At 35.9% G+C, this 25,400-nt stretch carries 25 protein-coding genes and 1 tRNA gene; 20 read left to right on the top strand and 6 right to left on the bottom strand.

All coding sequences use genetic code 11. The features are described 5' to 3' along the window. Positions 1-2 precede the first annotated feature (2 nt). From Q2U82_RS06645 to Q2U82_RS06655, 3 genes are all read right to left on the bottom strand, one after another. Positions 3-740, bottom strand: a complete 738-nt coding sequence (locus Q2U82_RS06645) for a tRNA1(Val) (adenine(37)-N6)-methyltransferase (protein ID WP_410006905.1) — start codon at positions 738-740, stop codon at positions 3-5. A 108-nt stretch (positions 741-848) separates the two neighbouring features. Then, positions 849-1,373, bottom strand: a complete 525-nt coding sequence (rimM, locus tag Q2U82_RS06650; RefSeq protein ID WP_410006906.1) for a ribosome maturation factor RimM — start codon at positions 1,371-1,373, stop codon at positions 849-851. 11 nt (positions 1,374-1,384) lie between these two features. Continuing rightward, complete coding sequence (locus tag Q2U82_RS06655; protein ID WP_410006907.1) at positions 1,385-2,011, bottom strand: 30S ribosomal protein S16; 627 nt, start codon at positions 2,009-2,011, stop codon at positions 1,385-1,387. Positions 2,012-2,146: 135 nt separating this feature from the next. Between Q2U82_RS06655 and Q2U82_RS06660 the strand changes: the two genes are divergently transcribed. The 20 genes from Q2U82_RS06660 (at position 2,147) to Q2U82_RS06755 (ending at position 22,347) form a co-directional block, all read left to right on the top strand. Beyond that, complete coding sequence (locus Q2U82_RS06660; RefSeq protein WP_410006908.1) at positions 2,147-2,941, top strand: DUF6252 family protein; 795 nt, start codon at positions 2,147-2,149, stop codon at positions 2,939-2,941. A gap of 183 nt (positions 2,942-3,124) precedes the next feature. Next, complete coding sequence (locus Q2U82_RS06665; protein ID WP_410007142.1) at positions 3,125-3,574, top strand: ferritin-like domain-containing protein; 450 nt, start codon at positions 3,125-3,127, stop codon at positions 3,572-3,574. Between the two features lie 187 nt (positions 3,575-3,761). Then, positions 3,762-8,192 carry a DNA polymerase III subunit alpha gene (gene dnaE, locus Q2U82_RS06670; protein WP_410006909.1) on the top strand — a complete coding sequence of 1,477 codons (4,431 nt, stop codon included), beginning with the start codon at positions 3,762-3,764 and terminating at the stop codon, positions 8,190-8,192. Positions 8,193-8,394: 202 nt separating this feature from the next. Beyond that, a complete protein-coding gene (gene trxA, locus Q2U82_RS06675; RefSeq protein ID WP_068761863.1) occupies positions 8,395-8,712 on the top strand; it encodes a thioredoxin in 318 nt (105 codons plus the stop codon). A 159-nt stretch (positions 8,713-8,871) separates the two neighbouring features. Beyond that, the gene (locus tag Q2U82_RS06680; RefSeq protein WP_410006910.1) at positions 8,872-9,417 is read left to right on the top strand and encodes a ClpP family protease; all 546 of its coding nucleotides are present in this window, start codon (positions 8,872-8,874) and stop codon (positions 9,415-9,417) included. A gap of 5 nt (positions 9,418-9,422) precedes the next feature. Further along, positions 9,423-9,899 carry a copper resistance protein NlpE gene (locus tag Q2U82_RS06685; protein ID WP_410006911.1) on the top strand — a complete coding sequence of 159 codons (477 nt, stop codon included), beginning with the start codon at positions 9,423-9,425 and terminating at the stop codon, positions 9,897-9,899. Between the two features lie 12 nt (positions 9,900-9,911). Further along, positions 9,912-10,841, top strand: a complete 930-nt coding sequence (locus Q2U82_RS06690; RefSeq protein ID WP_410006912.1) for a DUF58 domain-containing protein — start codon at positions 9,912-9,914, stop codon at positions 10,839-10,841. A 167-nt stretch (positions 10,842-11,008) separates the two neighbouring features. Beyond that, positions 11,009-11,082: transfer RNA gene (locus tag Q2U82_RS06695), tRNA-Asp, on the top strand. A gap of 56 nt (positions 11,083-11,138) precedes the next feature. After that, positions 11,139-11,492, top strand: coding sequence for a hypothetical protein (locus Q2U82_RS06700; RefSeq protein ID WP_410006913.1), 354 nt, complete (start codon positions 11,139-11,141; stop codon positions 11,490-11,492). A gap of 152 nt (positions 11,493-11,644) precedes the next feature. Next, positions 11,645-12,139, top strand: a complete 495-nt coding sequence (locus tag Q2U82_RS06705; RefSeq protein ID WP_410006914.1) for a DUF6804 family protein — start codon at positions 11,645-11,647, stop codon at positions 12,137-12,139. Next, on the top strand, positions 12,126-13,091 hold the full coding sequence (locus Q2U82_RS06710; RefSeq protein WP_410006915.1) for a hypothetical protein: 966 nt from the start codon (positions 12,126-12,128) through the stop codon (positions 13,089-13,091). The genes Q2U82_RS06705 and Q2U82_RS06710 overlap by 14 nt, the downstream gene beginning before the upstream one ends. 25 nt (positions 13,092-13,116) lie before the next feature. Further along, positions 13,117-13,527, top strand: coding sequence for a hypothetical protein (locus Q2U82_RS06715; RefSeq protein WP_410006916.1), 411 nt, complete (start codon positions 13,117-13,119; stop codon positions 13,525-13,527). Between the two features lie 1,036 nt (positions 13,528-14,563). Beyond that, positions 14,564-15,250: a DUF5995 family protein gene (locus Q2U82_RS06720; protein ID WP_410006917.1), complete on the top strand. Its 687-nt coding sequence runs from the start codon at positions 14,564-14,566 to the stop codon at positions 15,248-15,250. Between the two features lie 196 nt (positions 15,251-15,446). Next, on the top strand, positions 15,447-16,037 hold the full coding sequence (locus Q2U82_RS06725; RefSeq protein ID WP_410006918.1) for a hypothetical protein: 591 nt from the start codon (positions 15,447-15,449) through the stop codon (positions 16,035-16,037). A gap of 89 nt (positions 16,038-16,126) precedes the next feature. Further along, the gene (locus tag Q2U82_RS06730; protein WP_410006919.1) at positions 16,127-18,193 is read left to right on the top strand and encodes a glycosyltransferase family 9 protein; all 2,067 of its coding nucleotides are present in this window, start codon (positions 16,127-16,129) and stop codon (positions 18,191-18,193) included. Between the two features lie 53 nt (positions 18,194-18,246). Then, a complete protein-coding gene (locus tag Q2U82_RS06735) occupies positions 18,247-18,801 on the top strand; it encodes a nitroreductase (RefSeq protein WP_410006920.1) in 555 nt (184 codons plus the stop codon). Between the two features lie 163 nt (positions 18,802-18,964). Further along, positions 18,965-19,333, top strand: a complete 369-nt coding sequence (locus tag Q2U82_RS06740) for a BlaI/MecI/CopY family transcriptional regulator (RefSeq protein WP_410006921.1) — start codon at positions 18,965-18,967, stop codon at positions 19,331-19,333. Next, complete coding sequence (locus tag Q2U82_RS06745) at positions 19,330-20,745, top strand: M56 family metallopeptidase (RefSeq protein WP_410006922.1); 1,416 nt, start codon at positions 19,330-19,332, stop codon at positions 20,743-20,745. Before Q2U82_RS06740 ends, Q2U82_RS06745 begins: the two co-directional genes overlap by 4 nt. Beyond that, complete coding sequence (locus tag Q2U82_RS06750) at positions 20,742-21,824, top strand: tetratricopeptide repeat protein (RefSeq protein ID WP_410006923.1); 1,083 nt, start codon at positions 20,742-20,744, stop codon at positions 21,822-21,824. Before Q2U82_RS06745 ends, Q2U82_RS06750 begins: the two co-directional genes overlap by 4 nt. Before the next feature lie 43 nt (positions 21,825-21,867). Beyond that, positions 21,868-22,347 (top strand): hypothetical protein, encoded by a 480-nt coding sequence (locus tag Q2U82_RS06755; RefSeq protein WP_410006924.1) that lies wholly within the window; start codon positions 21,868-21,870, stop codon positions 22,345-22,347. On the opposite strand, the gene Q2U82_RS06760 is transcribed toward Q2U82_RS06755, so the two are convergent. Genes Q2U82_RS06760 through Q2U82_RS06770 form a run of 3 tightly spaced genes read right to left on the bottom strand, consistent with a single transcriptional unit; the run spans position 22,348 to position 25,354 of the window. Then, on the bottom strand, positions 22,348-23,226 hold the full coding sequence (locus Q2U82_RS06760) for a hypothetical protein (protein ID WP_410006925.1): 879 nt from the start codon (positions 23,224-23,226) through the stop codon (positions 22,348-22,350). It abuts the gene before it with no gap. Between the two features lie 47 nt (positions 23,227-23,273). Beyond that, the gene (locus Q2U82_RS06765; protein ID WP_410006926.1) at positions 23,274-24,401 is read right to left on the bottom strand and encodes a glycosyltransferase family 2 protein; all 1,128 of its coding nucleotides are present in this window, start codon (positions 24,399-24,401) and stop codon (positions 23,274-23,276) included. After that, positions 24,398-25,354 carry a lysylphosphatidylglycerol synthase domain-containing protein gene (locus tag Q2U82_RS06770; protein ID WP_410006927.1) on the bottom strand — a complete coding sequence of 319 codons (957 nt, stop codon included), beginning with the start codon at positions 25,352-25,354 and terminating at the stop codon, positions 24,398-24,400. Before Q2U82_RS06770 ends, Q2U82_RS06765 begins: the two co-directional genes overlap by 4 nt. Between the last annotated feature and the right edge of the window lie 46 nt (positions 25,355-25,400).

Raw genomic sequence — 25,400 nt, forward strand, 5'->3', positions numbered from 1 at the left:
ACCTACATTTTCAAGTAAAAATCCTTTACCAGATTTTGATAATTCTCGGTATAATCGTGCCGTGAATTTTCAATGGTAAGATTTTCAATTTTTGGCGAAATCTTTTCAAAAGAAAATTCAAGCATGCTTCTTTTTTCTTCGGAAGTTTCAGTGCCACGAACCCTACAGATTCTATTAGGAAACAAATTTACCTCCGAAGCCATTTTGATAAAATTTTCTTCTTCTTTTCGAGGAATTATAACTGCAAAAATTCCTTCGTCCGAAAGTAGTTGCGAAGCGCTTTCAATCAATTCATCAAAAGGAAGTGCGTCGTTAAATCGAGCCAATTCTCGAGAAGTAGAAATTATTTTCTCCCCTTTCGGGGGAGATGCCGAAGGCAGAGGGGGAGAATAGAATGGCGGGTTTGAAATGATGATGTCGTATTTCTCTTCAATCTCTTCAACGAACTCTTCCAAAGAAGCGTGGTAGCAAAAAAGCCTGTCGCCCCACGGGGAATTTTCAAAATTGTCAACGCATTGTTCGTAAGCGTCTTCATCAATTTCAATGGCGTCCACCATTTCGGCTTTGGAACGTTGCGCCAATTGCAACGCAATGATTCCCGTGCCAGCACCAATATCCAAAATTGAAAACGGGTTGTTTTTAATAGAAACCCAAGCGCCGAGCAACACGCTGTCCGTGCCAATTTTCATGGCGCAGCGATCTTGTTCAACGGTGAATTGCTTGAATTTAAAAGGCTTCAAAAGATTTTAGATTTACGATTACCGATTAATGATTGTTGATTGAAAATTTTGAAATTTGGATTTTCGAAGTTATTTGTAATTTGGTGCTTGAAATTTTGAATTTCATTTTCAAAGGTACATTTCAATCAATCCTTCGGGTACATTCAAAAGAATAGATTTATTTTCCCGATCCACTTTTTTGATGAAATGGTCAATCATAGGGATCAAAATTTGCTTTCCGTCTCTATCTATTTCAAACAAAGCTTGTGATGTGGTATCGTTAACGCCGGTAATTTCACCAATTTTTCCGAAAGATTCGTCTTCCGCTGTAAAACCTATTATTTCGTGATAGTAAAATTTATTGCCTGTGAGTTTCGGCAGAAATTCCAACGGAAGGTAAAGATGTGCGCCAATTAAAGCATTAGCTTCTTCTTCGTTTTTTACGTCTTCAAAACGTACGCGAAGCAGTTCGCTTTTGTGCAGTGAGCTTTCTTCAATAAAAAATGGAATCAAGTTTTTGCGTTGTTCCACAAAAACTGATTCCATTTCAGTAAAAAGTTCGGGTTCGTCTGTATCAAGTTTTATGAGCAGTTCTCCCTTGAAGCTGTATTTTTTAACGATTTTGCCTAAGTAGAAGCAATTCTCCTTTTGCATCGTTATAAATATTATGCTTCTTTTTCTTCGTCCTCTGTTGCTTCAGCAGCGGGAGCTTCTTCTTTAACTTCTTCAGCAGTAGCCTCAGCGGTTTCTTCAGTTGCTTCAACTTCAGTAGCAGTTTCTTCTGTTGCAGTTTCAGCAGTTGCTTCAACTTCTTCAGTTGCTTCCTCTTCAGCAGGAGCGGCAGCGGCGGCAGCATCAGCAGCACGTTTTTCGCTAACAGCTTTTTCAGCAGCAAGTTTTTCGGCTTTCGCTTTATCCTTAGCTTCAGAAAGAGTTGCTTTTTTGTGATCGATAGATCCTGATTTTTGCTCCAACCATTCGTTGAATTTTGCTTCAGCTTGTTCTTCAGTCAAAGCGCCTTTGCGAACACCACCAGCAAGGTGATTTTTCATTAATGCTCCTTTGTAAGAAAGAATAGCACGGGCAGTATCTGTAGGTTGTGCTCCATTTTGAAGCCATTTTACAGCGCTGTCCACATCAAGGTCAATCTGTGCAGGGTTTGTTGTTGGATTGTAAAAACCTATTTTTTCAAGGAATTTACCATCTCTTTTTGAACGGCTGTCTGCCGCGATAATCCAGAAATAAGGCTTACCTTTCTTTCCGTGTCTTTGTAGTCTGATTTTTACAGGCATGTTTGAATTAATTTTTGGGGTTCCCGACCCCGGTTATAATTAAGGACGGCAAAGATAGTATATTTTCTTTTTGAAATTCAACCAATTAAAGTTTTTATTTTACATTTGTCAAAACCCCTTAATAATACTTAACCGATGAAAAATATTCTATTTGTTCTTTTTGCCGCTCTATCACTTATTTCTTGTGAAGATATAGAAACCAATGATGTTGCTTTGCAGGCCAATGTGGATAATAATTTTTACAAATCCACTGATGCACGTGCGGCTTTGAATGAAGATGGCAGCCTTACAATTCAAGGGTTTACTGATGAGGAATCTCTTACATTACACGTTTCGCGCTTGGCCGAAGGAAATTTTACCATTGCTGAAGGACTCCCCAATTATGCAATTTATGAAGGTATTGGTGGGAGTATATACACCACAAGGCCTAATGGGGAAGGCGTTGTAACTATTTCAGAAGTGAATGAAGCTAACAAAACTCTTTCGGGAACTTTCAATTTTAACGCATTTCTTCCAGGTATTGATACAATATATGTTTCAAAAGGAGCTTTATACAATGTTTCTTATTCTGGAGGCGATATTGTAGATCCAACTAATGCCGGGACTTTTAGTGCAAAAGTTGACGGGAATCAGTTTTTGCCAATAATCGTAACTTCTCGCAACACTGGCAATACCATTATAACTTCGGGAAGTACAGCAAATTCTACTATTTTGATTTCAGTTACCGCAAATGTGGAGCCCGGGGAATACACTTTGCCAAGAACAGGTTTTGGAGCAAAATACCAAGGAGTTAATGGCCCAGAGACTACTGCTGGAGGTTTGTTAAATATCCTTGAGCATGATACTACAGCAAAAACAATAAAAGGAACTTTTTCTTTCATTACAAACAGAACTGAAATTACGGAAGGCCAGTTTGATGTTGCGTATTAATAACGTTTTTTACAGAACACCACATCAAAAGTTAAACCTCGTTAATTTACACTAAACTTAAGTTAATAATTCGTTGAGCCCCTTTATTCATGGTATATTAGGATATATCCGAATGAAGTTGAGCAGTTGTCTTTAGAGGAACGATGTTGAATAAAACAACTGTATAATTTAAAACGAAAGATGATGAAGTTTACTGAAAAAATGACGAACAAATTAAACGAACTGTTAGAGAAAAATTATGATGCTGAAAAGGGTTATAAAAAAGCTGCGGAAAAAGTAGAGAATACCAAACTGAAGCAATTCTTTAACGAACAGGCACAAAAGCGATATGATTTTGGCCACGAATTAAAATCCGAAATCAAAAACTACGGTGAAACTCCCGAAAAAGGCGGAAGTACCACAGGAACAATGCACAGAGCGTGGATGGATATTGAAACCGCTTTTTCTTCAAATAACGAAGAAACCATTTTAGGAGAAGTCCAAAAAGGTGAAAAGGCCGCAATTGAAGAATATAACGAAGTGATTAAAGACACTACGTTACCGCCAACAACGCAGAAAATTTTGACCAATCAACGTGACACAATTAACACTGCGTGGCAAAGTGCCAAAAACTTTGAGACAGTAGTCGCTTAATATTTTGAAAAAGAAGAATAAAACCGTCTTTGGGCATTTCCAAAGACGGTTTTTTATTGTGAACAACTCGTGATAATTTAACTTCCCAAAAGCAGTGGTTTTTTCTATTTTTATCTCCTCGTTTCAGTGTTCAGTGTGTTCGTCGCTCCTAACTCCTAACTCGTAACTCATAACTCATAACTCAAATATGTATTTAATCTTCGATACAGAAACAACAGGTCTTCCCAAGCGCTTTAATGCTCCCGTAAGCGATAGCGAAAACTGGCCGCGCTGTATCCAGATTGCTTGGCAGTTGCACGATGCCATGGGAAACTTGATTGAGCATCAGGATTATTTGGTGCAACCCGATGGTTTCAACATTCCTTTTGATGCCGAAAAAATTCACGGAATTTCCACTGAATTGGCAACCGCTGAAGGAATTTCCTTGGAAGAAGTGGCGAAAAAATTTCAGCAGGCACTTTTAAAAACGAAATTCATCGTCGGTCAAAATGTAGGTTTTGATGTAAACATTATGGGCGCGGAATTTTTTCGATTAGGAATTGAAAATCCATTACCAAATCTTCCGGTTTTGGACACCTGTACCGAAACTACCGCTCAACTTTGCCAAATTCCCGGCGGTCGGGGCGGAAAATTCAAGCTGCCAACATTAACTGAGCTACACGAATTTCTTTTCAGCGAGCCTTTCGCAGAGGCGCACAACGCAACTGCGGATGTTGAGGCAACCACCCGTTGCTTTTTGGAATTGGTACGTCGTCAGATTTTCACAAAGGAAGAACTTGACGTTCAACCAGATTACTTCGAAAACTTTTCCGAAGAAAACCCTAAAACTATTGAGTTAATAGGGATAGAACACATAAATCTTAAAAAAGCTTCGGAGAAAATCCGCAAGCAAATGCAGGCCATTTCGGAAACCGAGGAAATCTCTTCTGAAGAAATAAAAGAGAATATTGCCACGCTTGAAGATGCTCCCTTTGTGCACCTTCACAACCACTCACAGTTTTCCATTCTACAATCCACTTCTAGTACTTTAGATTTGGTAAACGCGGCTGTTGAAAATAATATGTCCGCAGTGGCAATTACCGATTCCGGTAATATGATGGGCGCGTTCCATTTTGTGCAGGCGGTTTCCAATTACAACAAATCGCTTGCAGATTTACCAAAAAATGATGATGGAGAAATTTTTGCACAACCCATAAAAGCAATTGTTGGTTGTGAATTTTTTGTTTGCGAGGACCATTTAAATAAGAACCATAAAGACAACGGCTACCAAATTGTGATGCTCGCCAAAAATAAAAATGGCTATCACAATTTGGCAAAAATGGCTTCCATTGCTTATACCGAAGGATTTTATTACGTGCCGCGAATTGATAAAAATATAGTTGAAAAATATAAAGAAGACATCATAGTTTTAACGGGAAGCCTTTATGGGGAAGTGCCCGGAAAGATTTTGAACATAGGCGAAAACCAAGCCGAGGAAGCCTTGCTTTGGTGGAAGGAAATGTTTGGCGATGACCTTTATGTGGAAGTTATGCGCCACAACCAAGAGGACGAAAAACGTGTAAATGATGTTTTGGTCGAAATGGCGAAGCGCAACAACGTTAAAATCGTAGCCTGCAACAATACCTACTATATTAAGAAAGAAGACGCAAACGCCCACGATATTTTGCTGTGCGTAAAGGATGGTGAAAAGCAAGCAACGCCAATCGGTCGCGGTCGTGGCTATCGCTACGGCTTGCCAAACCAAGAATATTATTTTAAGGGACAGGACGAGATGAAGCTGCTGTTCAAAGATCTTCCCGAAGCTATTTTGAATATTGAGGAAGTAGTCTCAAAAATTGAACCTTTTTCCTTGCATCGTGATGTTTTGCTTCCAAACTTTGGTATTCCACAAGAATTTTTGAAACCTGAAGACATAGATGGCGGCAAGCGTGGTGAGAATGCCTATTTGCGATATTTAACATACGAAGGTGCAAAAAGACGTTATCCAGAATTGATTGAGGTTTCTTATGAAGCACTGACAAATTCTGAAATTCCGGAAGGCGCTTCCGATAGAGTGAAAGAAATAAAACAACGTTTAGATTTTGAGCTAGACGTAATCGCCAATACAGGCTACCCTGGTTATTTTTTGATCGTTCAGGATTTTATTGCCGAAGCTCGAAAAATGGACGTTTCCGTTGGGCCGGGGCGTGGTTCGGCGGCCGGAAGTGCGGTGGCCTACTGTTTGGGAATTACAAATATTTGCCCAATAAAGTACGATCTGCTTTTTGAGCGTTTCCTTAATCCGGACCGTGTGAGTATGCCCGATATCGACATTGATTTTGATGACGAGGGCCGAAGCAAGGTAATGGATTACGTAATCAATAAATATGGCAGCAACCAAGTGGCGCAGATTATTACTTACGGAACTATGGCCGCAAAATCCTCTATTCGCGATACAGCAAGAGTTTTGGATTTGCCGTTGAATGAAGCCGATAGGATTTCGAAATTGATTCCGAATATGACCAAACTGAACAAAATCTTCGGTTTGAGCGATGCGGAATTGCGAAGCCGTTTCCGAAGTGATGAACTTCCAAAAGTGAACGAACTTTTAAATCTCGCCGAAGGAAGTGATCTTGAAGCACAAACCATAAATCAGGCAAAAATTCTTGAAGGTTCCGTCAGAAATACTGGAATTCACGCCTGTGGAGTGATTATTACACCAAGTGATATTACAGATTTTGTTCCCGTTGCAACAGCAAAGGATTCTGATTTGTACGTTACGCAATTCGATAACTCGGTTGTAGAAAGTGCAGGTCTTTTGAAGATGGATTTCTTGGGTTTAAAAACGTTGACGCTAATAAAAGATACGGTAAAACTCGTTAAGCATAAACATAATATAGACCTCGATCCGGATTTTTTTCCACTCGACGATGAAAAAACCTACGAGCTTTTCCAAAGAGGGGAAACTGTTGGGATTTTTCAATATGAATCTGCTGGAATGCAGAAATATATGAAGGAATTAAAACCAACGGTTTTTGCAGATTTAATTGCAATGAATGCGCTGTACCGTCCGGGCCCGATGGAATACATTCCAAGTTTCGTTCGAAGAAAACACGGCGAGGAGGAAATTGAATATGACCTTCCCGCGATGGAGGAATATTTAAAGGAAACCTACGGAATCACGGTCTATCAAGAGCAGGTGATGCTTTTGTCGCAAAAGTTGGCAGGTTTTACCAAAGGTGAAGCCGATGTTTTGCGAAAGGCGATGGGAAAAAAACAAAAATCGGTGCTCGATAAAATGAAACCGCAATTTGTTGCCCAAGCTTCGGAGAAAGGCCACGATCCCGAAAAACTTGAAAAAATCTGGAAGGATTGGGAAGCATTTGCAAGTTACGCTTTCAACAAATCACACTCCACTTGTTATGCTTGGATTGCCTACCAAACGGCTTATCTAAAAGCGCATTATCCCGCGGAATATATGGCGGCAGTGTTGAGCAATAATATGAGCGACATAAAACAGGTAACCTTTTTTATGGACGAATGCAAACGAATGGGACTTAAAGTTTTGGGCCCAGATGTAAATGAATCTTTCCACAAGTTCACGGTAAATGCTGAAGGAGCCGTTCGTTTTGGGATGGGGGCCGTAAAAGGTGTGGGTAGCAGTGCCGTAGCAACAATTGTTGAACACAGAAAAGACGGAAAGTACAAATCGGTTTTTGATTTGGCCAAGCGAATAGATCTTCGTTCCGCAAATAAAAAAGCTTTTGAAAACTTAGCTTTGGCGGGAGGTTTCGACAGTTTTGATACGCACCGTGCGCAATATCTTCACGATGATGGCGATGGTGTAATGTTTATTGAAAAGGTGCTTCGCTATGCCGCAAAATATCAGGAAACGCAGAATTCTTCACAAGTAAGTCTTTTTGGGGATGCCAGTGAAGTGCAAATTCCCGAACCCGAAGTTCCACCGTGTGAGGAATGGGGCACAATGAAAAAGCTGAAACAGGAACGCGAAGTGGTGGGCGTATATATTTCTGGGCATCCTTTGGACGATTTCAAAATTGAAATGAAAAGTTTCACTAATTGCAAGGTTTCGCATTTCAATCATTTGGAGGATTTTATAAATAAGGAAATGTGTTTTGGCGGAGTGGTTAGTGATGTGCAACATAGAGAATCCAAGGCCGGAAAAGGCTGGGCCATTTTCACTGTTGAAGATTATGAAGATAGTTATGACTTCAAAATTTTTGGAGAGGAATATTTAAAATGGCGCCATTTCTTGGTTCCGAATAGCTTTATTTATGGACGTGTTTTTGTGAAAGAAGGTTGGACAAATCGTGATACAGGTAAAAAAGGTGAACCGCGACTTCAGTATAACAGCATTCAATTACTTCACGATGTGATGGAAACCCATGGAAAAAAACTGACCCTAACCATTCCTTTAAACGATTTAAAAGATGAAAAGATCAATTCACTTAAAAATCTTGTAAAAACCCATAAAGGTGAAAAGCAGCTGTTTTTTGTGGTTTATGAAAATGAGGAAAAAATCCATTTAACAATGCCCAGCAGGAAACATAAAATCAATATTTCAAAGGAGTTGTTGGATGAATTGGAGCGTGAACAGTTAAGTTATAAGCTAAATTGATCTATCCATTTGAACCTACAACCAGAAACCATAGCCAAGAACAAAAGCCATGAACTAAGATCTCAGAATCTATAACCCACAACCCGCAACCCACAACCGATTATAGAAATAAACAATACTAACATTTCCTAAACATATATTAACCTCGTAAGTTTTCGTAAAAAATATGACTACTTTTGTGAATCATTAAAAAACAAAGATTATGGCATTAGAAATAACAGACGCAACATTTGAAGAAACGGTTTTAAAAAGTGACAAACCGGTATTGGTTGACTTTTGGGCAGCCTGGTGCGGACCTTGCCGAATGGTAGGGCCCATCATTGAAGAAATTAGTAAAGAATACGACGGCAAAGCTGTGGTAGGAAAAGTAGATGTAGATGCAAACCAAGAGTTTGCCGCAAAATATGGAGTTCGTAACATTCCTACTGTTTTGGTTTTCCAAAATGGCGAAGTAGTGGGCCGTCAAGTTGGCGTTGCTCCTAAAAATGTTTACGCAGAAGCGATCGATTCGCTTTTATAATATATTTGAAAAAGAAAAATTAAAACAAAAAGGCTTGGCGTATTGCTGAGCCTTTTTCTATATTAGTAAAATGTCAGGTCGAGCGCAGTCGAGACCTCTTTTTGAAAAACAAGTTTATAAAAACCTCTCGACTGCGCTCGAGGGGACAGCCCGAAAACTATGGAAAAAACAAATAAAATTCAGGATAAAATAGATGGCAAATTACTAGAGGAACGCAAGGTTTTCCTTTGGGGAATGGTTGATGACAAAAGCGCACGCCACGTTGTGGATAGATTGATGTATCTAGATGCATTGAGCCACGACGAAATTAAATTCTACATAAATAGCCCGGGGGGATATGTTACTTCTGGATTTTCAATTTATGATACCATTAAAGAAATAAAGAGTCCCGTTTCAACAATCTGTACCGGCTTGGCAGCCTCCATGGGAAGCATTTTGCTTTCAGCAGGCGAAAAGGGAAAACGATTTATTCAGCCACACGCCCGTGTAATGATTCACCAGCCAAGCGGTGGCGCAAGAGGTGTTGCCAGCGATATTGAAATTACTGCACAGGAAATTTTGAAAACAAAGGAAATCAGTGCGCGAATTTTAGCTGAAAATTGTGGCCAAAAATTTGAAAAGATTATGAAAGATTTCAATCGCGATCATTGGATGGGCGCTGAAGAATCTGTTGAATATGGAATTGTAGATAAAATTTCCAAATAAAACATATGAGAAAAGTATTCTTAATATTTGGAATTGCCGCTATCACTTTAGTGGGTTGCAAGAATGTTGAAAAGAATGAGGTTTCAACAGAAGGAGCTCCAGAAACTCCAGAAACGGTAAATTCAAATATAACTGAAGTGGACTCCCACAACTCCGAAAATTCGTTGGATTGGGCAGGAGTTTACGAAGGCACTACACCTTGTGCAGATTGCAGCGGTATTAAAACCGTTTTGGATTTGAGGAAAGACAAAACTTTCATCCTTTCGCAAACCTATCTCGGCAAACCTGCGGGTGAAAATGAGTTTACACAGACCGGAAACTTTGTTTGGGACCGAGCTGGTAAAATGATCCGCCTTAAAACTGAGAGTGGTGCTTTTCAGTATGATGTTGGTGAAAATAAATTGTGGATGTTGGACGTAAAGAGAAATAGGATTGAAGGAGATTTAGCTGATATGTATATTTTGAAAAAACGAATTCAGTAGAAAAATTTGTAGGTGAATATTGAGAAAGAAATAAATGAGATTACGGGTTTTAAAAATCTGGAACTGCTTGCAAAACAAGTTGTTGAGGGTTTTATTTCTGGACTCCATAAAAGTCCATTTCACGGTTTTTCTGCCGAATTTGCGGAGCATAAAATTTACAATAACGGCGAAAGCACAAAACATATAGACTGGAAGCTTTTTGCTAAAACGGACAAGCTTTATACAAAGCGCTACGAAGAAGAAACAAATTTGCGTTGCCATTTGATTGTGGACAACAGTAGCTCGATGCACTATCCAAAACTGAAACAGTTCAACATAAATTCATTGAATAAAATTGGGTTTTCAGTATTGGCTTCGGCGGCAATTATGAATTTGATGAAGCGTCAGCGTGATGCGGTTGGGTTGAGTGTTTACAGTGATGAATATGAATTCTATACTTCGGAAAAAGGCAGCGAACGCCACCATCAAATGTTACTTCAGAAGTTGAATGAAGCCTTGCTTTCTTCAAAAGAAAAAACACAAACCAAAACATACGAACATCTTCATTTGATAGCCGAAAAATTAAAGCGGCGTTCCTTGGTTTTTCTGTTCACCGATATGTTTCAAAGCGATGCTGAGGAAGAAAAACTTTTTGAGGCACTTCAACATTTAAAATACAATAAGCATGAAGTAATACTATTTCATACTTTCGATAAAAAAAGGGAAATCAATTTCGATTTTAACAACCGCCCAAAGCGTTTTGTTGATGTTGAAACAGGTGAATTTATAAATCTTTATGCGGATAACATAAAGCAAGAATATGAAAAGGCGGTGAAGGATTATTTTGTGGAGCTTCAAATGCGCTGTGCGCAATACAGGATTAAGTACGTCCGGACTGATATTAACGAAAGTTTCAACAAAATTTTGACAACCTATTTAGTGGAGCGTCAGAAGTTTGGATAAAAAATATTATTTTTTAAAAAAATAGTTTGCGAAAATGAAATGGAGTGGTATATTTGCCACCGCTTAATACGGCAAGGGAGCAATCTCAAAATGTATGGTAACAATTTTTCACTTTGCCCAACTGTTGTTGGGGTTTGTCCCGAAGCTTCGGGATAGATTGAAAACTTGGTCTGGTAGTTCAGTTGGTTAGAATACCTGCCTGTCACGCAGGGGGTCGCGAGTTCGAGTCTCGTCCAGACCGCAACAAGATGTTGTGTTGAGTCACCTAAAGGTGGCTTGTGGTTTAGAAATAGACCGATGAGAAGCTTATCCATATGGATGGGCTTTTTTTGTTTTTGGGTCTTTTTGCCTATTTTTCTTCAATATCATCTTAAAAAAGGTATGCCTATAGGTGTCCCAAAATTTTTAATTGGGGTACCTCCTAAAAAATATTTTTTTTTAAAACTTATTGTTATTAAAATCCAAAAAATTAAAGAAAGGTATTTATATGAAAAAAGAAAGATTTATAAAGGTTTTTTTATTTCAATTAATAGGGTTTTACAGGAAAGTGCTATTTTATTATTTATAATATTAAACATTTTGAGTTTAATTATGGGAGAAGCCATATTTAATTTTTCAAAATTACAAGCAGCAGCTAAGTCTAGTTGTTGAATATTTTTCTCTTTACGAATTTCCTTAATAGTTGCACCTATTTGTTTGCACAAAAGGGTTTTAGCTATTTTGATTTTATCAGAATTGGACTCCATTATAGAGTTCAAAATTTATCATATTTGATTACTTTTGGTTATCATATATGATAATTAATGATTTTAGAAGCTAAACATTTTCAAGTTTTAAGGTTATTAACTGCATTCTTTTTAGGGTCTGTGGTTATGGAATATTTTGGCTATACTGAAAGAAATAGAGATTATATTTTCTTCATATTGATAAGAGTGATGGTTTTTGTAACAAGTATTTTATCAATTATTCAATTAACTGATAGGAGCTTATTAATTGAAAAGTACAAGATTGAAATGCTTAACCACAAAACATTATTGGTTGAAAATCTAAAATTACTTTCAATCATTTATCTATTTGCTTCAATAATTTTCAATCCAATAATACCATTTCATTTTTCTAAAATAACGTGGATAGTAATAGATGCAATTACAGCTATTTTTTTTATCACTCATTCATTAATAGAACAAGGAAGGAAAAGAAAAAATGAGAAGTTAGATAAGGCAAGAAAGGACTTGTACTCACAATTTGAAGATATTTCTGAATACAAACAAAAAGATCATGAAGATGGATTTAAATAACAATTTTTTAATTATGAAAAATCAAATAATTATTTTAATACTGATGACAATGTTTCTAAGTCATAACTTAATTTGTCAAGAAGAAAATGAAGTAAACTTTGATGACATTAATACCCAATCTCCTATCAAAATGGGGACATTAGAAGAAGCAAATAAAAAACTTGCTGAAGATGACGCAAAAAGGGGAAATGCTCTAAGAATAGGAACACAAAGTTCCTTTAATCCAAGTTTTGATGAACAATTTGTCCAAAAAGCAGAGTCAATAACCATTGAAGAAGAAATTTCTAATAAATCATTACAAAGCAAAATTCAAAATAAAGAATTTGGGATAGAAGGTCAAAATAATAATGATAGGCAATGTTCAAGTAAGTTTCCTTTATATAAAGCTAAAGCAACTGTATATTTCTATACTGATAAATCAATCTCTTCACCAATTCAGGGAAAAATTTATAAAAATGATAAACTATTTGTTTTAGATGGCAGCTCTAATTTATGGTGGTTTATTTGTTTTGAAGGTAAAAGAGGTTGGATTGCAAAAGAACAAATTGAATTTTTTGATAAGGACAAGGAAAATGCTAAACTCTTGGATATTTTAACTGATATAAAATCAAAAGAGTATTTCCTTATTTATATTATTCTATTTGGAGTTTTGTCTTTTCTATTGGCATTTTTTATTGGTAAATATAGAATGATAGGATTCTGGTTTTCCTTTGTATTGGGTATCTTACTAACCCCATTTGTTTCTTGGTTACCAATAATTTTAAGTAGGAAAAAAAGCAATTTTGAAGAATTTACAAAGACAAAAAAGATACTAAGAAAGATGTTGGGTGTAATATTAATTATTGGGGCTTTATTTGGTTTGTTATTTAATGCCAATGCTCCCAAAGATAATTTTCAGCCATACTTTATAGCCTTTGGGTTAATTGCTTATGGAATATATCTGTTAAAGTAATTCAAAACAGGCTCACTCAAAAAAAATGTATACCAAAATATTTCCATTCCAAATAGGTGAACAGTATGAAGAACTGGAGTTTAAACTAAATGGTTTTGATATTAAATTAATTGGAGATTACGAGTATGATATATATGAGTATATAGGTCAAGAGGTAAATAGTTTCTTAGGCTTTCAATTTTCATTAAATCCATTGCTTTATTATAATGTAGATATATTGTCAAGAATAGATTTTATGTTTAGTTATAACTGCTTTGATGATTTGTTTAATGAGTTAAATTATTATCTACCAGAAAAGGAAAAATTACAAATTGATCCTTTTGATAGATTTAAAACAGCTTTTAGTAAAGTAGGAGATTTAGCATTTGAAATTCTAAGAAATAATAGCGAAAATATAATTTTGAGGATTTCTCATTATCATCAATTTTTTGATTAAAAAGGAGTATTTAAGGGAACACCAGAATAAATAGGCCCTTCTAATTATCTGTTTTAAAGACAGGTAGGGTAGTATAGGTTAAACTCGTCCAGACCGCAACAAGATGTTGTGTTGAGTCACTTAGATGTGGCTTGTGGTTTAGAAATAGACCGATGAGAAGCTTATCCATATGGATGGGCTTTTTTTGTTTTATCCCTAAAATAAGTGTCTCTCCACCTTTAGTTCATTTTAAATTCTCACCAAAATGTGTCGCTATAGGTATAATACAATTATTTCTTATACGCAGATTAATATTAAATTAGTCTAACAATAGTTCTGTTTATATAAATTTATTGGTTGTTTTGTGGGTTAATCATTTAGTATGTTTGAAAAATACGTATCATATCTTCAATTTTTTAACAACTAACCAATGCTTTATTTTATAAAAAATATATTATACACTTGTTTTTTTTAGTGCAGCACTGCTTAATTCCTGTAAAGATGAAGAAACGTCTCAAAATAATGATAATGGCACCTTTGTAGCTTCTGTCAATTGCCAATCAGTGGATTTTTCATCTTACACCAGCGCATACCTTGGGGACGCTAATGGTATAGATGCAAAATTCTTAAGTGTAGAATCTTCTGACAATGCCCACAGCGTAGATATAATACTTATAGATATTAACGGACCAGGAACATACGATATTGAGATTCCAGATGGAACCTCTGCCTATTATGATTATGTGCCTGGGGGAAATAGACAGGTAACTTCATACGTTACGAACTGATAATGGGGGAGAAATCATTGTGACTAGTTATGATGGAACCAAAATCAAGGGGACTTTTAATTTTTCCGCAGTTAATATAAGTAATCAACAGGATGTTATTTCTGTTACAAATGGAACTTTTGAATTAATTATTTCTGATTAGTTTATATCAGCGATATTTGAAAGACAACATTAAAGACGAATAATCCTTGAGTTTGTATATTGTAATTAATTTTCATTAAAAGACGTAATTTTTTTAACTTAGGATTATTTTATAAGTTCTAAATAATATGCAATCATCAGATCCTATATTAATCAAAATGGGCCAATATGTGTCGGATTGGAAATCTGCCAAGGATTCCCGATACGTATTTTTAAGCTGTTATCATTTAATGAGTACTAATATGGTTTCAGCAATTAATAACAAAGAATTTCACGATCCGGTTTGGGTAGATAAATTACTTAGACACTTTGCAGATTATTATTTTGAAGGCTTAACGTGTTATGATTGTGGAGACTTAACCCCTAAAGTATGGGAAAGGGCACATAAAGCTACATGCGATAATGATTTAAGTGAGCTGCAGTTCTTAATACTGGGAGTTAATGCACACATAAATTATGACCTAGTGCTAGCCTTATATGATCTATTGGAACCTGAGTGGAATACACTTACTGAAATTCAGAAAAAACATCGTTATGAGGACCACCATCATGTAAATTATGTAATAGCAAGCACTATAGATCGTGTGCAAGATGAAATACTAGAGCCATTAAATCCTAAACTTGAATGGGTTGACAGTTTGTTGGGACGAATGGATGAATATCTAATATCAAAACTCATCACAAGTTGGCGGGAAGATGTCTGGAAAAACACACAACAGCTTCTTAAAATTGAACACCCAAAAGATCGAGAAATCTTTCGGTTACAACTTGAAAATTCAGTTTTAAAACGTGCTGATACTATTTGTATGTTCTGAATGAATAGTAATTATTTTGAATTCAGTACCCATAAAAGCTTTTCCAAATAATTGGAGAGGCTTTTTTTGTTATTTGCTAATTTTTGTAAAATTAGGGTAGGGTATTTTCTAAGTTAAATGTTAATCATATAAATGCAGCATATAAATATTTATTTATTTTTTGCTAAATTTATAACAACCACTAAGAGAAAATATTATGGAACGAAGGCATTTTATAAAAAAATCAGGGCAAGCACTGCTTGCGGTTTCTACAATTTCCATCACAGGCGCAATAATTTCTTCTTGCACTTCAGACGACTCTGATGCTTTCTTTGATGATGGTTATTATGACAATGGTTATTACGATGATGGATATTATGATGATGGCTACTACGACGATGGATATTATGACGACGGCTACTATGATGACGGATATTATGACGACGGTTATTATGATGATGGCTATTATGGCGATGCCCAAGTAATTCGCGATATTTTAATTGCTACAAACTGGAAGGTTGCAAGCTACATAGACAGTGGTGTTGACGAAACTTCAGATTACAATGGCTATACCGTTGATTTTAAAATTAACAATGGGGTCGTAGCGACAAACGGAAGCAATACAAACAATGGCAGCTGGTCTGTAAATGGTTTGGGAAATGAGCTAACACTAGATTTTAATGGTTCACCGTTTGATGAGTTTAATGACGATTGGGACATTATAAGCGTATTGCCAACAAGAATCGAACTACGCGATATAAGCGGTGGCGGTAGTGGAACCGACATTTTAATTTTAGAAAAAGCATAGTCTGTTTGTTAGTATTTTTTTAAATTGATTGGACATTTCTTTGAATCTCTAACAGAAATGTCCAATCCTATTTAACCCCTTTCTTTATTTTGAAAAAAATTCTATTTCTTCATGATACATTTTTGGAAACACCACGTGGTGCGGAACTTACTATAAAGGAATTGATTGCGATTGGTGAAAATAAAAAACATTCCATTTCTGTAGATTTTCTTAAAAATTTTGAAGAAGTAAAAGCCAAAATTTCAAAATCAGATTTAATAGTTTTAAACAGTACTTCCCGATGTCATTTTGAGCTGGATTTAATTGAATACATCCTTTTTCAGCAGGTACAATATATTAAAGTGGAATATGACTATAATTTCTGTGTGCGTCGAAATATTTTATGTACGGTAGATCATAACGTCCGCAGTTGCTGTAATCCAGATAAATTTCACATTTTCCGAAAGTTGTTTTCCAACGCTGCCTTAAATGTTTTTCAATCACCAAAACATTGCCAATCGCATTTTGATTTTTATGGAGAGGCAGTTGCAAATCATCTAATAATGCCGCCGACAGTTGATGTGAATAAATTAAAACCTTCTGAAAAAAAAGATGAAAATAATATACCATTTTTTGGAGATTTGAATTTCCTGAAAGGAGGCCATGAATACGTTACATTCGCCGAAGAAAATCCAGGGTTAAATTTTAATGTTTTTGGAAAAAATAGATTGCGCCGCGAAATGCCAAAGAATATAACTTTTCACGAACCCGTTCCAAACGCGGAAGTGCTTGAGATTCTCGGAAAAACAAAACAGTTTATTTGCAAACCAGTGTGGCCTGAGCCCTCAGGAAGGCTTGCCGCAGAAGCATTCCTTTCAGGATGCGAAATTCTTTCAAATGATAGAATAGGAACTTTTTCTTTTGATTTTTTCCCTGATAATTTTGAAAAAGCAAAAGCTGAAATGCTACAAGCTCCTGAGAATTTTTGGAATGCAATTTCTGAAATATTGAACAATTCAGAAGTAAACAAAAATCCAAAACTCAAAAAAGTTTTAGTCTATAAAAGCTATGGTGGATTGGGCGATATTTTCTTTGCCATCCCTGCAATTTATAAATTGGCTGAAGTTTCGGAAGAACTTCATTTTGCAGTTTCACCAAGGCTTGTTGGGTTTTTCGAAAAACATTTAAAAGGGGTTAAAGTCGTCAGTGAACCTGATGTTAAGGAAAACGAATCCAGTTATAATAATATATATGAATTGGGTAATTATCCTGCTTTCAGAGGCTATGATTTGCCGCACGCACTAAAATACCCAACCCATAAAAAAGTAAAGCAACACGCCATTCAGCATTATATAGACACCGTATCAAAATTGCATATAGATATAGATAATCATTTGGAAGTTTACCCATATTTTGAAAGTGATAAAAATGTGTCTAAGCCCTATTTTGTAGTGCATCATGGAGCAGGTTTTTTATTGAAAATTTGGCCAACTGAAAAGTATGCCGCCTTAATTGAAAGGTTGGCGAAAATTTTTCCACATTTAGATTGTAAGATTATAATGGGTCCGGAAGATCCAGATATTGCAAAATATTTTACAAAACCAATGCCCCATGTAAAATTCATCACCGGTGGAATGGAAGAAGTAGGAGAAGCAATGGCAGGAGCACTATTTCATATTGGAAATGATGCGGGAATAACCCACGTTGCAGGAGCTTTCAACGTTCCAACTGTTGGAATATATGGCCCAACAGGCCCAGGAAGTTGGGGAAGTTTTGCAAAAAATAACGAACTCATTTGGGGCAAGAAAGGCGTTTGCAACCTTAAATGCAATTATGAGGTAATTTTAAATTGTGCCCACAGAATTTGTTTGACTTCTGTAACGGAAGATAGAGTATTAGAAGCGCTTTACAAAGTTTTACAGAAAAGCTACCCTAAAAAGAATATGCAGCTAATATTAAACCCACAAACTTCTATAGAATTTGGAGAAAAGGATTGTTTAATTAAGTTAGGCGAATACGAATTGTTGCTAGAATACCATAGCGATGCTATGAAAACGGATGTTGAAAAGCTACTTTCTAATGAAATATCACAACCGCCGAATAATGGAGATCTAAAAATGGTAGTTAATGTTTTGGCACAGCAAAATATTATTTTTAAAGTTCCCACATTCAATTAAAATTATTTTTTTTCAAAAACGCTTTTACTATCTTCACGTCCCAAATAAAAGAAATGATATCAGAAACCATAAAGAACCGCCGCGCGGTTTTTCCTGCACAATATAACGGACAAGCAATCACCAAAGAAGAAATTTTAACCATACTTGAAAGCGCAAATTGGGCACCTACCCACAAACGCACAGAACCTTGGCGCTTTAAGGTTTTTCACGGAACCTCACAAGTTGCTCTCGGAAAGTTTATGGCGGAAACCTACAAACAAACTACTGACAATTTTTCAGAATTCACATATGATAAGTTTATGGACAACCCCGTAAAATCAGGCTGTGTAATAGCAATTTGTATGCAGCGTGACCCTAAGCAAAGCCTGCCCGAATGGGAAGAAATTGCCGCTACGTCTATGGCTGTCCAAAATATGTGGCTCTCTGCCCATGAGATGCGTATTGGCGCTTATTGGGCTTCTCCGGGCATTGTAAAGTATATGGACAAATTCATTCAAATGGAAGAAGGGGAACAATGCTTAGGTTTTTTCTATATGGGAAAATACGACGGCGATTTGCCCGAGGGAATACGCAAGAGTACCATTAAAGAAAAAACGGTTTGGGTGTAATATTCAAAGTTTAAAAGTTCAATATTTAAAAATATTTTAAACCTGTCAGAATTCAAAAATCTGGCAGGTTTTTTCATTGAACCAAAATTTTAACAACTAAAAAATTAGTTTAAACTAATTTTTTAGTTATATTTGAACAATCCAACAATCCAACAATCCAACAATGAAACAACTAACAAAAGCGGAAGAAGACATTATGCAAATCCTTTGGGATTTAAAGGAAGCAAACGTTGCTTCAATCATAGAGAAACTGGCAGAGCCAAAACCTGCGTACAACACGGTTTCAACCATTGTTCGGATACTTGAAAGCAAGGATTTTGTGGATTATAGAAAAGAAGGTCGCGGTCATGTCTATTTCCCAAAAGTGAAGAAAACGGAATATAGCAATCAATCTCTAAACAAATTGATGGACGGATATTTTCAAGGTTCCTTCAAAAGTATGGTTTCCTTTTTTATGAAGAAAAACGATATCAGTATTCAGGAAATGGAGGTTATTATGAAAGAAATTAATTCTGAAAAAAAGGAGGAATGATACACACACTATTTCAAATACTCGTTTTTCAAATACTGTTTTTGGTAGTATATGACTTCTTTCTGAAAAAGGAAACGTTTTTCGGTTTAAATAGAATCTATCTATTATTAACCCCATTTTTAGGGTGTATCTTACCATTTGTAAGTATAGATTTTATTAAGCAAAACATTCCTCAGGAATATATAATTCAGCTACCAGCAGTTGTTATTGGCAGCAATTCTCCCGAATTAATTTCAAGTGGAACTACGTTTTGGCTTCCAAGCTTGTTGGATTTTTGGTTTTTGGGAGTTGGGTTCAGCGCTCTATTTTTCTTCTTTAAATTTTACAAAATAGCAAAACTATATTTATCTGGAACCACAGAATATTCTGATGGATTCAAACTTAAAATTCTTCCCAAAACCAATACTGCCTTTTCCTTTTTCAACACCATATTTTTAGGCGAAAACATTTCCGAAAAAAATAAGATAAACATTGTTGCCCACGAAAAAATACATATTGAACAAAAACATTCGGCAGACCTGCTTTTCTTTGAAATACTCCGCATCGTCTTTTGGTTCAATCCAATGGTCTATCTGTTTCAAAACAGAATAACAACCTTGCACGAGTTTATTGCAGATGAAAAGGTAACTGCAGAAAAAGATAAAAAACAATACTACCAAGACCTACTTTCCGAAGTGTTCCAAACAGAAAAAATATCATTCATCAATACATTTTTCAATCAATCATTAATCAAAAAACGAATCATTATGTTACAAAAATCAAAATCACGAAGAACTGCGCAGTTAAAATATTTACTGCTATTACCGGCAATTTGCACAATGTTACTATACACTGCTTGCAGTAATGAACAAAAAGCCGAGGAAACCCAAACTGTTCAACAGTCAGATTCCGAAGTAATGAACAAAATTAACGAACTGGCGGAAGCCATTATGAAAAAAGGTGAAATGACTCCCGAAGAAGAAAAAGCACTAAAATTTCTTACAACGGAAGCGCAACCTGGAGAGAAAGTATATACTTCCGTGCAAGAATATTTAGACGAAACCAAAGGCCAGGATGAAGCGGACGTTCCTTTTGCGGTTATTGAAAAGGTGCCAACATATCCTGGTTGCTCAGGCGATAACGAAGCTATGAAACTCTGTATGTCGCAGAATATTGCAAATTTTGTCAATGCCAATTTCAATATTAAATTAGCTGATGAATTGAATCTTTCTGGACAACAACGCATCGCCGTCCAATTTAAAATTGACAAAACGGGAAAAGCAGTAGATGTTCGTGCGCGTGCTCAAAATCCAGAACTTGAGGCCGAAGCTATACGTGTTGTGCAAAAACTCCCACAGATGCAGCCTGGAGAGCAGAAAGGAGAGAAAGTGGGCGTGCTCTATTCTTTGCCGATTATTTTTGAAGTGAAATGAAACCATACATAATATCCATTTTAATTTTCCTATTTTTTAAAGCCGAAGCTCAAACCGCTTCGGCTTTAAATATTTCTCAAAAAGCGGACAGTCTTTTTAAGAGAGCAAAAGTATATGAAGGATTGGGGAATGTTCCGCAAGCTCTTCATTATTATGAAAAAGCAAATTCTGAAGGAAATGGAAATATTCAAATAGCATTCAATTTTGCAAAATTGTTGGCACAATCTTCAATATATCAAAAGGCCGATAGTATTTTTGAAAAATTGGCGTTGCAGTTTCCTAACGATCCCGATTTTATCTATCAAAGAGCTCTAATAAAAGAAGCTCAAAATGATTCTACGGCAGTTGAAATATATAAAAGAACATATCTTTTAGACACTAACCATATTAATTCGGCCTACAAAATTGCGCGTAATTATATTGAAAACCGAAAATTCAAGGAAGCGGAACCATATGTAAATAAAGGATTGTCTGTAGATAGTACCAGTGTCCGGTTTCAAATTTTACTTGCTCTGAAACAGTTTTACGCCAAAGATTGCCACGATGCTATTGCTACCTATAACAAACTTATCGGTTTTGGAGAGAGCAACATTCAAATACATGAAAATTTAGCTTCTTGTTATTCCTATACCAATCAATTTGAAAAGGCATTAGACCAATATCAAATATTGCTTAAAGATTTTGATGACAAAAACCCCAAATGGCATCTTGCGGTAGCTGAGGTGTACAAAAGTTTAAAAGATTATAAAAATGCAGAACGGCATATGGATATAGCTATCGCACTTCAAGAAATTCCGTTGTCAGAAAGTTATATGGAATTGGCGAAAATCTATAAACGACAAGGGAATTATAAAAGTGAAATGGAAGCTTTAAAAAATGCATTGGCCAATAATTCAAATAATGAAATGGCGCTTTACAACCTTGCTGTTGCAGCAGATAATTATTTTGCAGATAAAAAAGTAGTGTTACGTTATTATGAAAATTATTTAAGCCAATATTCTGAAAATGGACATATGCAAGATTTGACAAAACAACGTATAAGCGATTTAAAAAAAGAACTTCATTTTTCAAAGAATTAACTTTCAGTAAATTTGTACTTTTCCAAGTAGAATTTATTGCGAAATGACAAAAAGTTTTCTTTTAATTTTTCTTTTGTTACTGGTAACTTCCTGCCAGTTTTTTGAGACCGAAAAAGTTTCTTCGGAAAATGTCTATAAAAAAGAAATGGAAGCTATAGACTGGAAAGATGTGGACAGTTACCCATCCTTTTCAAACTGTGAAAATACCTTGGAAAAACCGGAACAGAAGGAATGCTTCATAAACACCATCAGCTCGCATCTTTATAAATCCATCAGCCATGAAGGGATGATTGCAACACGTGATGTTTACGACACCGTAAAAGTGAACTTTGAAGTAAGCAGTAGCGGCCAACTCTCGATTCTTGAAATAAAAATGGATACGGTTTTACAAAAAGAATTTCCAGATTTGGAGATGTGGCTTTTGCAAAGCATTGATTCATTAAAACCAGTAGCTCCAGCCTATAAACGTGGAATTCCTGTGAAAACACAATTCACCTTACCAGTTATAATTAAAACAAATTGATTACAGGTTGAATTTATAACCTAGTGTAAAATCGACCGGAAACTCCCCATTATTATCTACACTTAAACCAACAATGTCGTTGTAGTTAAAGGTGATATAGCCATTGCCCACTTTATAATCAGCACCAAGACCAAATGTAATTGGGGCGCTAAAATCGCTGCCGGATTCTTTATTCACGATAGCCGATCCGCCAAATGGAATGACGGTATATTCTCTGCTTGAAAAGGTCAATGCTGCAAATTTTGTATTTATAAATGCATCAAACTTTGGTGTTTTAATAAATTTAAATCGGTAATTCAAGGATAATTGGGAAGCAGAATATTTGTATTCGCTGCTTTCAAAAGTCTGTTTGAAACGGAATACCATAGCATGTCTTTTTAGTTTCACAACATCAATCAATTCGAAATCAATTCCTGCAAGTGCTTGGAGTGCGTTTGTTGGATTTGCGGTATAAACACTGTTGCTCACACCTGCAAAAGCTCCAAGCCGAAATTGTAGATCAATGGATTTTTCGGTTTTGTTAAAACTGGGGTCCTTCTTTTTATTGTATTCCACAAAAAAGTTGTGCAGACTGGGCAATGTCAATTTTACCTTTTCAGTTGAAACAGTAGCATCACTAGTTTGTTGTTGCAACGTTTTTTTGTATTCCTCTTGGTAATCGCCGTCTTGCTTTGTGTTTTTCAGTTCAACAATATCATTGCCTTTCTTTGAAAAGTAGCGATATTCCCCGTTAACAGTATTCCAGAGCAAAGTCAACGTGCCTTCAACTTCGGTATTCAAAGTATAAGTTTGGCCATCAACGGTATATTGTTGTTGTGCTTGCAGTGTTCCTGCGGAAAGTAAAAAAAACAAAACTAAAATGGGGAAAAACGATTTCATAAGGGCGTGTTTAAAGTATGGCTAAGGTAAAAAATTAAATCAATTTATCACTGTTTTTCGTAGGTTCGCCCTTTCCAAGAATAGTTTCCGCCAAAGCTTCCTAACACTACTGCCAAAACTATAAAGGAATAAACAAACGGCTGCCAGAGAAATTTCCAAAACGCAATTTTTTCGTCAAAAAATAGCGCAGTTTGCCTCACAACAAGATAATCCGTGATTATTTTGAAGAAAAACAAAGAAGTGTAAAAAAGTATATTTTCAAAGTCGAAAACCATAAAAGCCGGAATTATCAAAACCGAAAAGTTTACCAAAAAAACCAAGATTCCCAAAAGAATAGATGTTGTGTTTTTCTGTTTTGAAGTTTTAGAAGCCCAACGGATTCGTTGATTTATAACGTTTCTCCAACTTGGCTGCGGTTTAGTGGAGACAATAACATCAGGAGTTTTTAAAAAATGCACCCTATCTGGAAAATGTTTTTTCATCTTTTCCAGTAAAAAAATATCATCACCACTTGCAATATGGTCGTTGCCTGAAAAACCATTAACCTTTAAAAAAGCATCTTTTCTGTATGCCAAATTTGCGCCATTGTTCAATAGTGGTATATTCAATCCAAAGCTACCGATGGTAATGGACTGTAAACTAAAACCATCTAATTTTTGAAAATTATCAATAAAACTTCCGTTGGATTTATAAATGACGGGCCCACAAACCATAATGGAATCGTTTTGCTGAATGTAACTGTCAAAAACGTTAAGCCAGTTTTTTGGAAGCTCACAATCTGCATCCGTGGTTATAATCCATTCAAAGTTTGAATTTTTGATGGCTTCTTGAATGGCGTCTTTTTTAGGCGAATTGGAAACCCGCTTGTTTTGAATGAGTTTTATTGAAAACTTGCTTTTCTCAATAGCAGCAGCAATTATTGCTTCGGAATTGTCTTCGGAAGTATCGTTTACAAAAATGATTTCAAACAATTCAAAAGGATAGTTTAGTTTGGCGATTGTTTTTAAAAGGCTCGGCAGGTTTTCAGCTTCATTTCTGAAAGGAATTATTACACTGAAACGGGTTTTAGAGAGTATTCTTTCAGAAGAAAAAACCTTCGTTTTTTTAAAACCCAAAATAAAGGCCACCATGCAAATAAAATATGATGTAAAAAGTATTGCAAAGCCCCAGATCATTTGGTGGTGGGTTGATAAGTGAGCACGAAAAAACTTCCCAAGAGTGATGGCATCACAAAGTTTAAAAGCCACATGGCTAATACAGTAGATAAAATGGGGAGTTCCGGAATACCTACAAGAGAAAATAGCCAAACTGCTACTCCGCCGCGGATCACCACATCAAAAATAAAAAGTGTAGGTAGAATTGAAACCAAAAAATACATTGCGAAAATCAACGGAATGGATTCTGAAAAATTAATATTTCCTCCAAAAAATAGTAAAAGCCCGTAAAACATTCCGCTAAATATTACATAACGAAATACTGAAAAAAGTACTGCTTTAAACTTTATTTGAAATGGAATACTTTGGAAAAACTGAATTGTTTTGGCTATTGAAAAACCCTTTAACAACAACTCTTTTTCTTTAAAATAATAGCCGATCGCAAGAAACAAAATAACTCCAATTCCAAAGTAGCACAGCGTCGTGACCGAATAGGGAATGTTGAAATTTCGCAATAAATAAAGGAGTCCAAAAACACCAAAAAAAGTTGTGACAAACATTTGTGCAGCGCCGGAAAAGAAATTCAGCAATAGTATTTTTTTTCGTTTTCTGTTTTCAAAAAAAATTGCTTTTGCACCGTATTCGCCAATTCGGTTAGGTGTTGCTAAAGAAACTGTAAGAGAAGCTAAGCTTTGTTTTAACGCAGTTTTAAAACTTATTTCTTCAAAAACGGAAACCAAGGTTTTCCATTTCAGAATTTCAAAAAACCAATTGGCGGATGCTAAAAATAGGAATAGCAATAAGAAATAAATTGAAATACTTCCTTTGGAGAAAATAGTTTCTGCAAATCCATTAAAGCTTAGTGAGGTATTGCTTTTCAGTTTATAAAAAATATACCCGAAAGTTACAGCAAGCACCAAAACTTTGGTGGCGGCAAGTAGATATTGTTTAGCTTTGTGGGGTACGGCAATCATTGTGCTAAAATACAAATTCCTGTTAAGGCAGGAATCTCAAATTGGG

Origin of the sequence: Aequorivita nionensis (genome assembly GCF_046352995.1) — a bacterium.
GTDB classification, from domain to species: Bacteria; Bacteroidota; Bacteroidia; order Flavobacteriales; family Flavobacteriaceae; genus Aequorivita; species Aequorivita nionensis.

Coding starts and splice junctions, on each gene's coding strand:
- trxA (WP_068761863.1), top strand. CDS start 8,395: ATGGCATTAGAAATAACAGACGCAACATTTGAAGAAACGGTTTTAAAA.
- Q2U82_RS06685 (WP_410006911.1), top strand. CDS start 9,423: ATGAGAAAAGTATTCTTAATATTTGGAATTGCCGCTATCACTTTAGTG.
- dnaE (WP_410006909.1), top strand. CDS start 3,762: ATGTATTTAATCTTCGATACAGAAACAACAGGTCTTCCCAAGCGCTTT.
- Q2U82_RS06755 (WP_410006924.1), top strand. CDS start 21,868: ATGACAAAAAGTTTTCTTTTAATTTTTCTTTTGTTACTGGTAACTTCC.
- Q2U82_RS06745 (WP_410006922.1), top strand. CDS start 19,330: ATGATACACACACTATTTCAAATACTCGTTTTTCAAATACTGTTTTTG.
- Q2U82_RS06765 (WP_410006926.1), bottom strand. CDS start 24,401: ATGATCTGGGGCTTTGCAATACTTTTTACATCATATTTTATTTGCATG.
- Q2U82_RS06735 (WP_410006920.1), top strand. CDS start 18,247: ATGATATCAGAAACCATAAAGAACCGCCGCGCGGTTTTTCCTGCACAA.
- Q2U82_RS06705 (WP_410006914.1), top strand. CDS start 11,645: ATGATTTTAGAAGCTAAACATTTTCAAGTTTTAAGGTTATTAACTGCA.
- Q2U82_RS06655 (WP_410006907.1), bottom strand. CDS start 2,011: ATGCCTGTAAAAATCAGACTACAAAGACACGGAAAGAAAGGTAAGCCT.
- Q2U82_RS06710 (WP_410006915.1), top strand. CDS start 12,126: ATGGATTTAAATAACAATTTTTTAATTATGAAAAATCAAATAATTATT.
- Q2U82_RS06770 (WP_410006927.1), bottom strand. CDS start 25,354: ATGATTGCCGTACCCCACAAAGCTAAACAATATCTACTTGCCGCCACC.
- Q2U82_RS06720 (WP_410006917.1), top strand. CDS start 14,564: ATGCAATCATCAGATCCTATATTAATCAAAATGGGCCAATATGTGTCG.
- Q2U82_RS06750 (WP_410006923.1), top strand. CDS start 20,742: ATGAAACCATACATAATATCCATTTTAATTTTCCTATTTTTTAAAGCC.
- Q2U82_RS06760 (WP_410006925.1), bottom strand. CDS start 23,226: ATGAAATCGTTTTTCCCCATTTTAGTTTTGTTTTTTTTACTTTCCGCA.
- Q2U82_RS06665 (WP_410007142.1), top strand. CDS start 3,125: ATGAAGTTTACTGAAAAAATGACGAACAAATTAAACGAACTGTTAGAG.
- Q2U82_RS06700 (WP_410006913.1), top strand. CDS start 11,139: ATGAGAAGCTTATCCATATGGATGGGCTTTTTTTGTTTTTGGGTCTTT.
- Q2U82_RS06660 (WP_410006908.1), top strand. CDS start 2,147: ATGAAAAATATTCTATTTGTTCTTTTTGCCGCTCTATCACTTATTTCT.
- Q2U82_RS06680 (WP_410006910.1), top strand. CDS start 8,872: ATGGAAAAAACAAATAAAATTCAGGATAAAATAGATGGCAAATTACTA.
- Q2U82_RS06715 (WP_410006916.1), top strand. CDS start 13,117: ATGTATACCAAAATATTTCCATTCCAAATAGGTGAACAGTATGAAGAA.
- rimM (WP_410006906.1), bottom strand. CDS start 1,373: ATGCAAAAGGAGAATTGCTTCTACTTAGGCAAAATCGTTAAAAAATAC.
- Q2U82_RS06725 (WP_410006918.1), top strand. CDS start 15,447: ATGGAACGAAGGCATTTTATAAAAAAATCAGGGCAAGCACTGCTTGCG.
- Q2U82_RS06740 (WP_410006921.1), top strand. CDS start 18,965: ATGAAACAACTAACAAAAGCGGAAGAAGACATTATGCAAATCCTTTGG.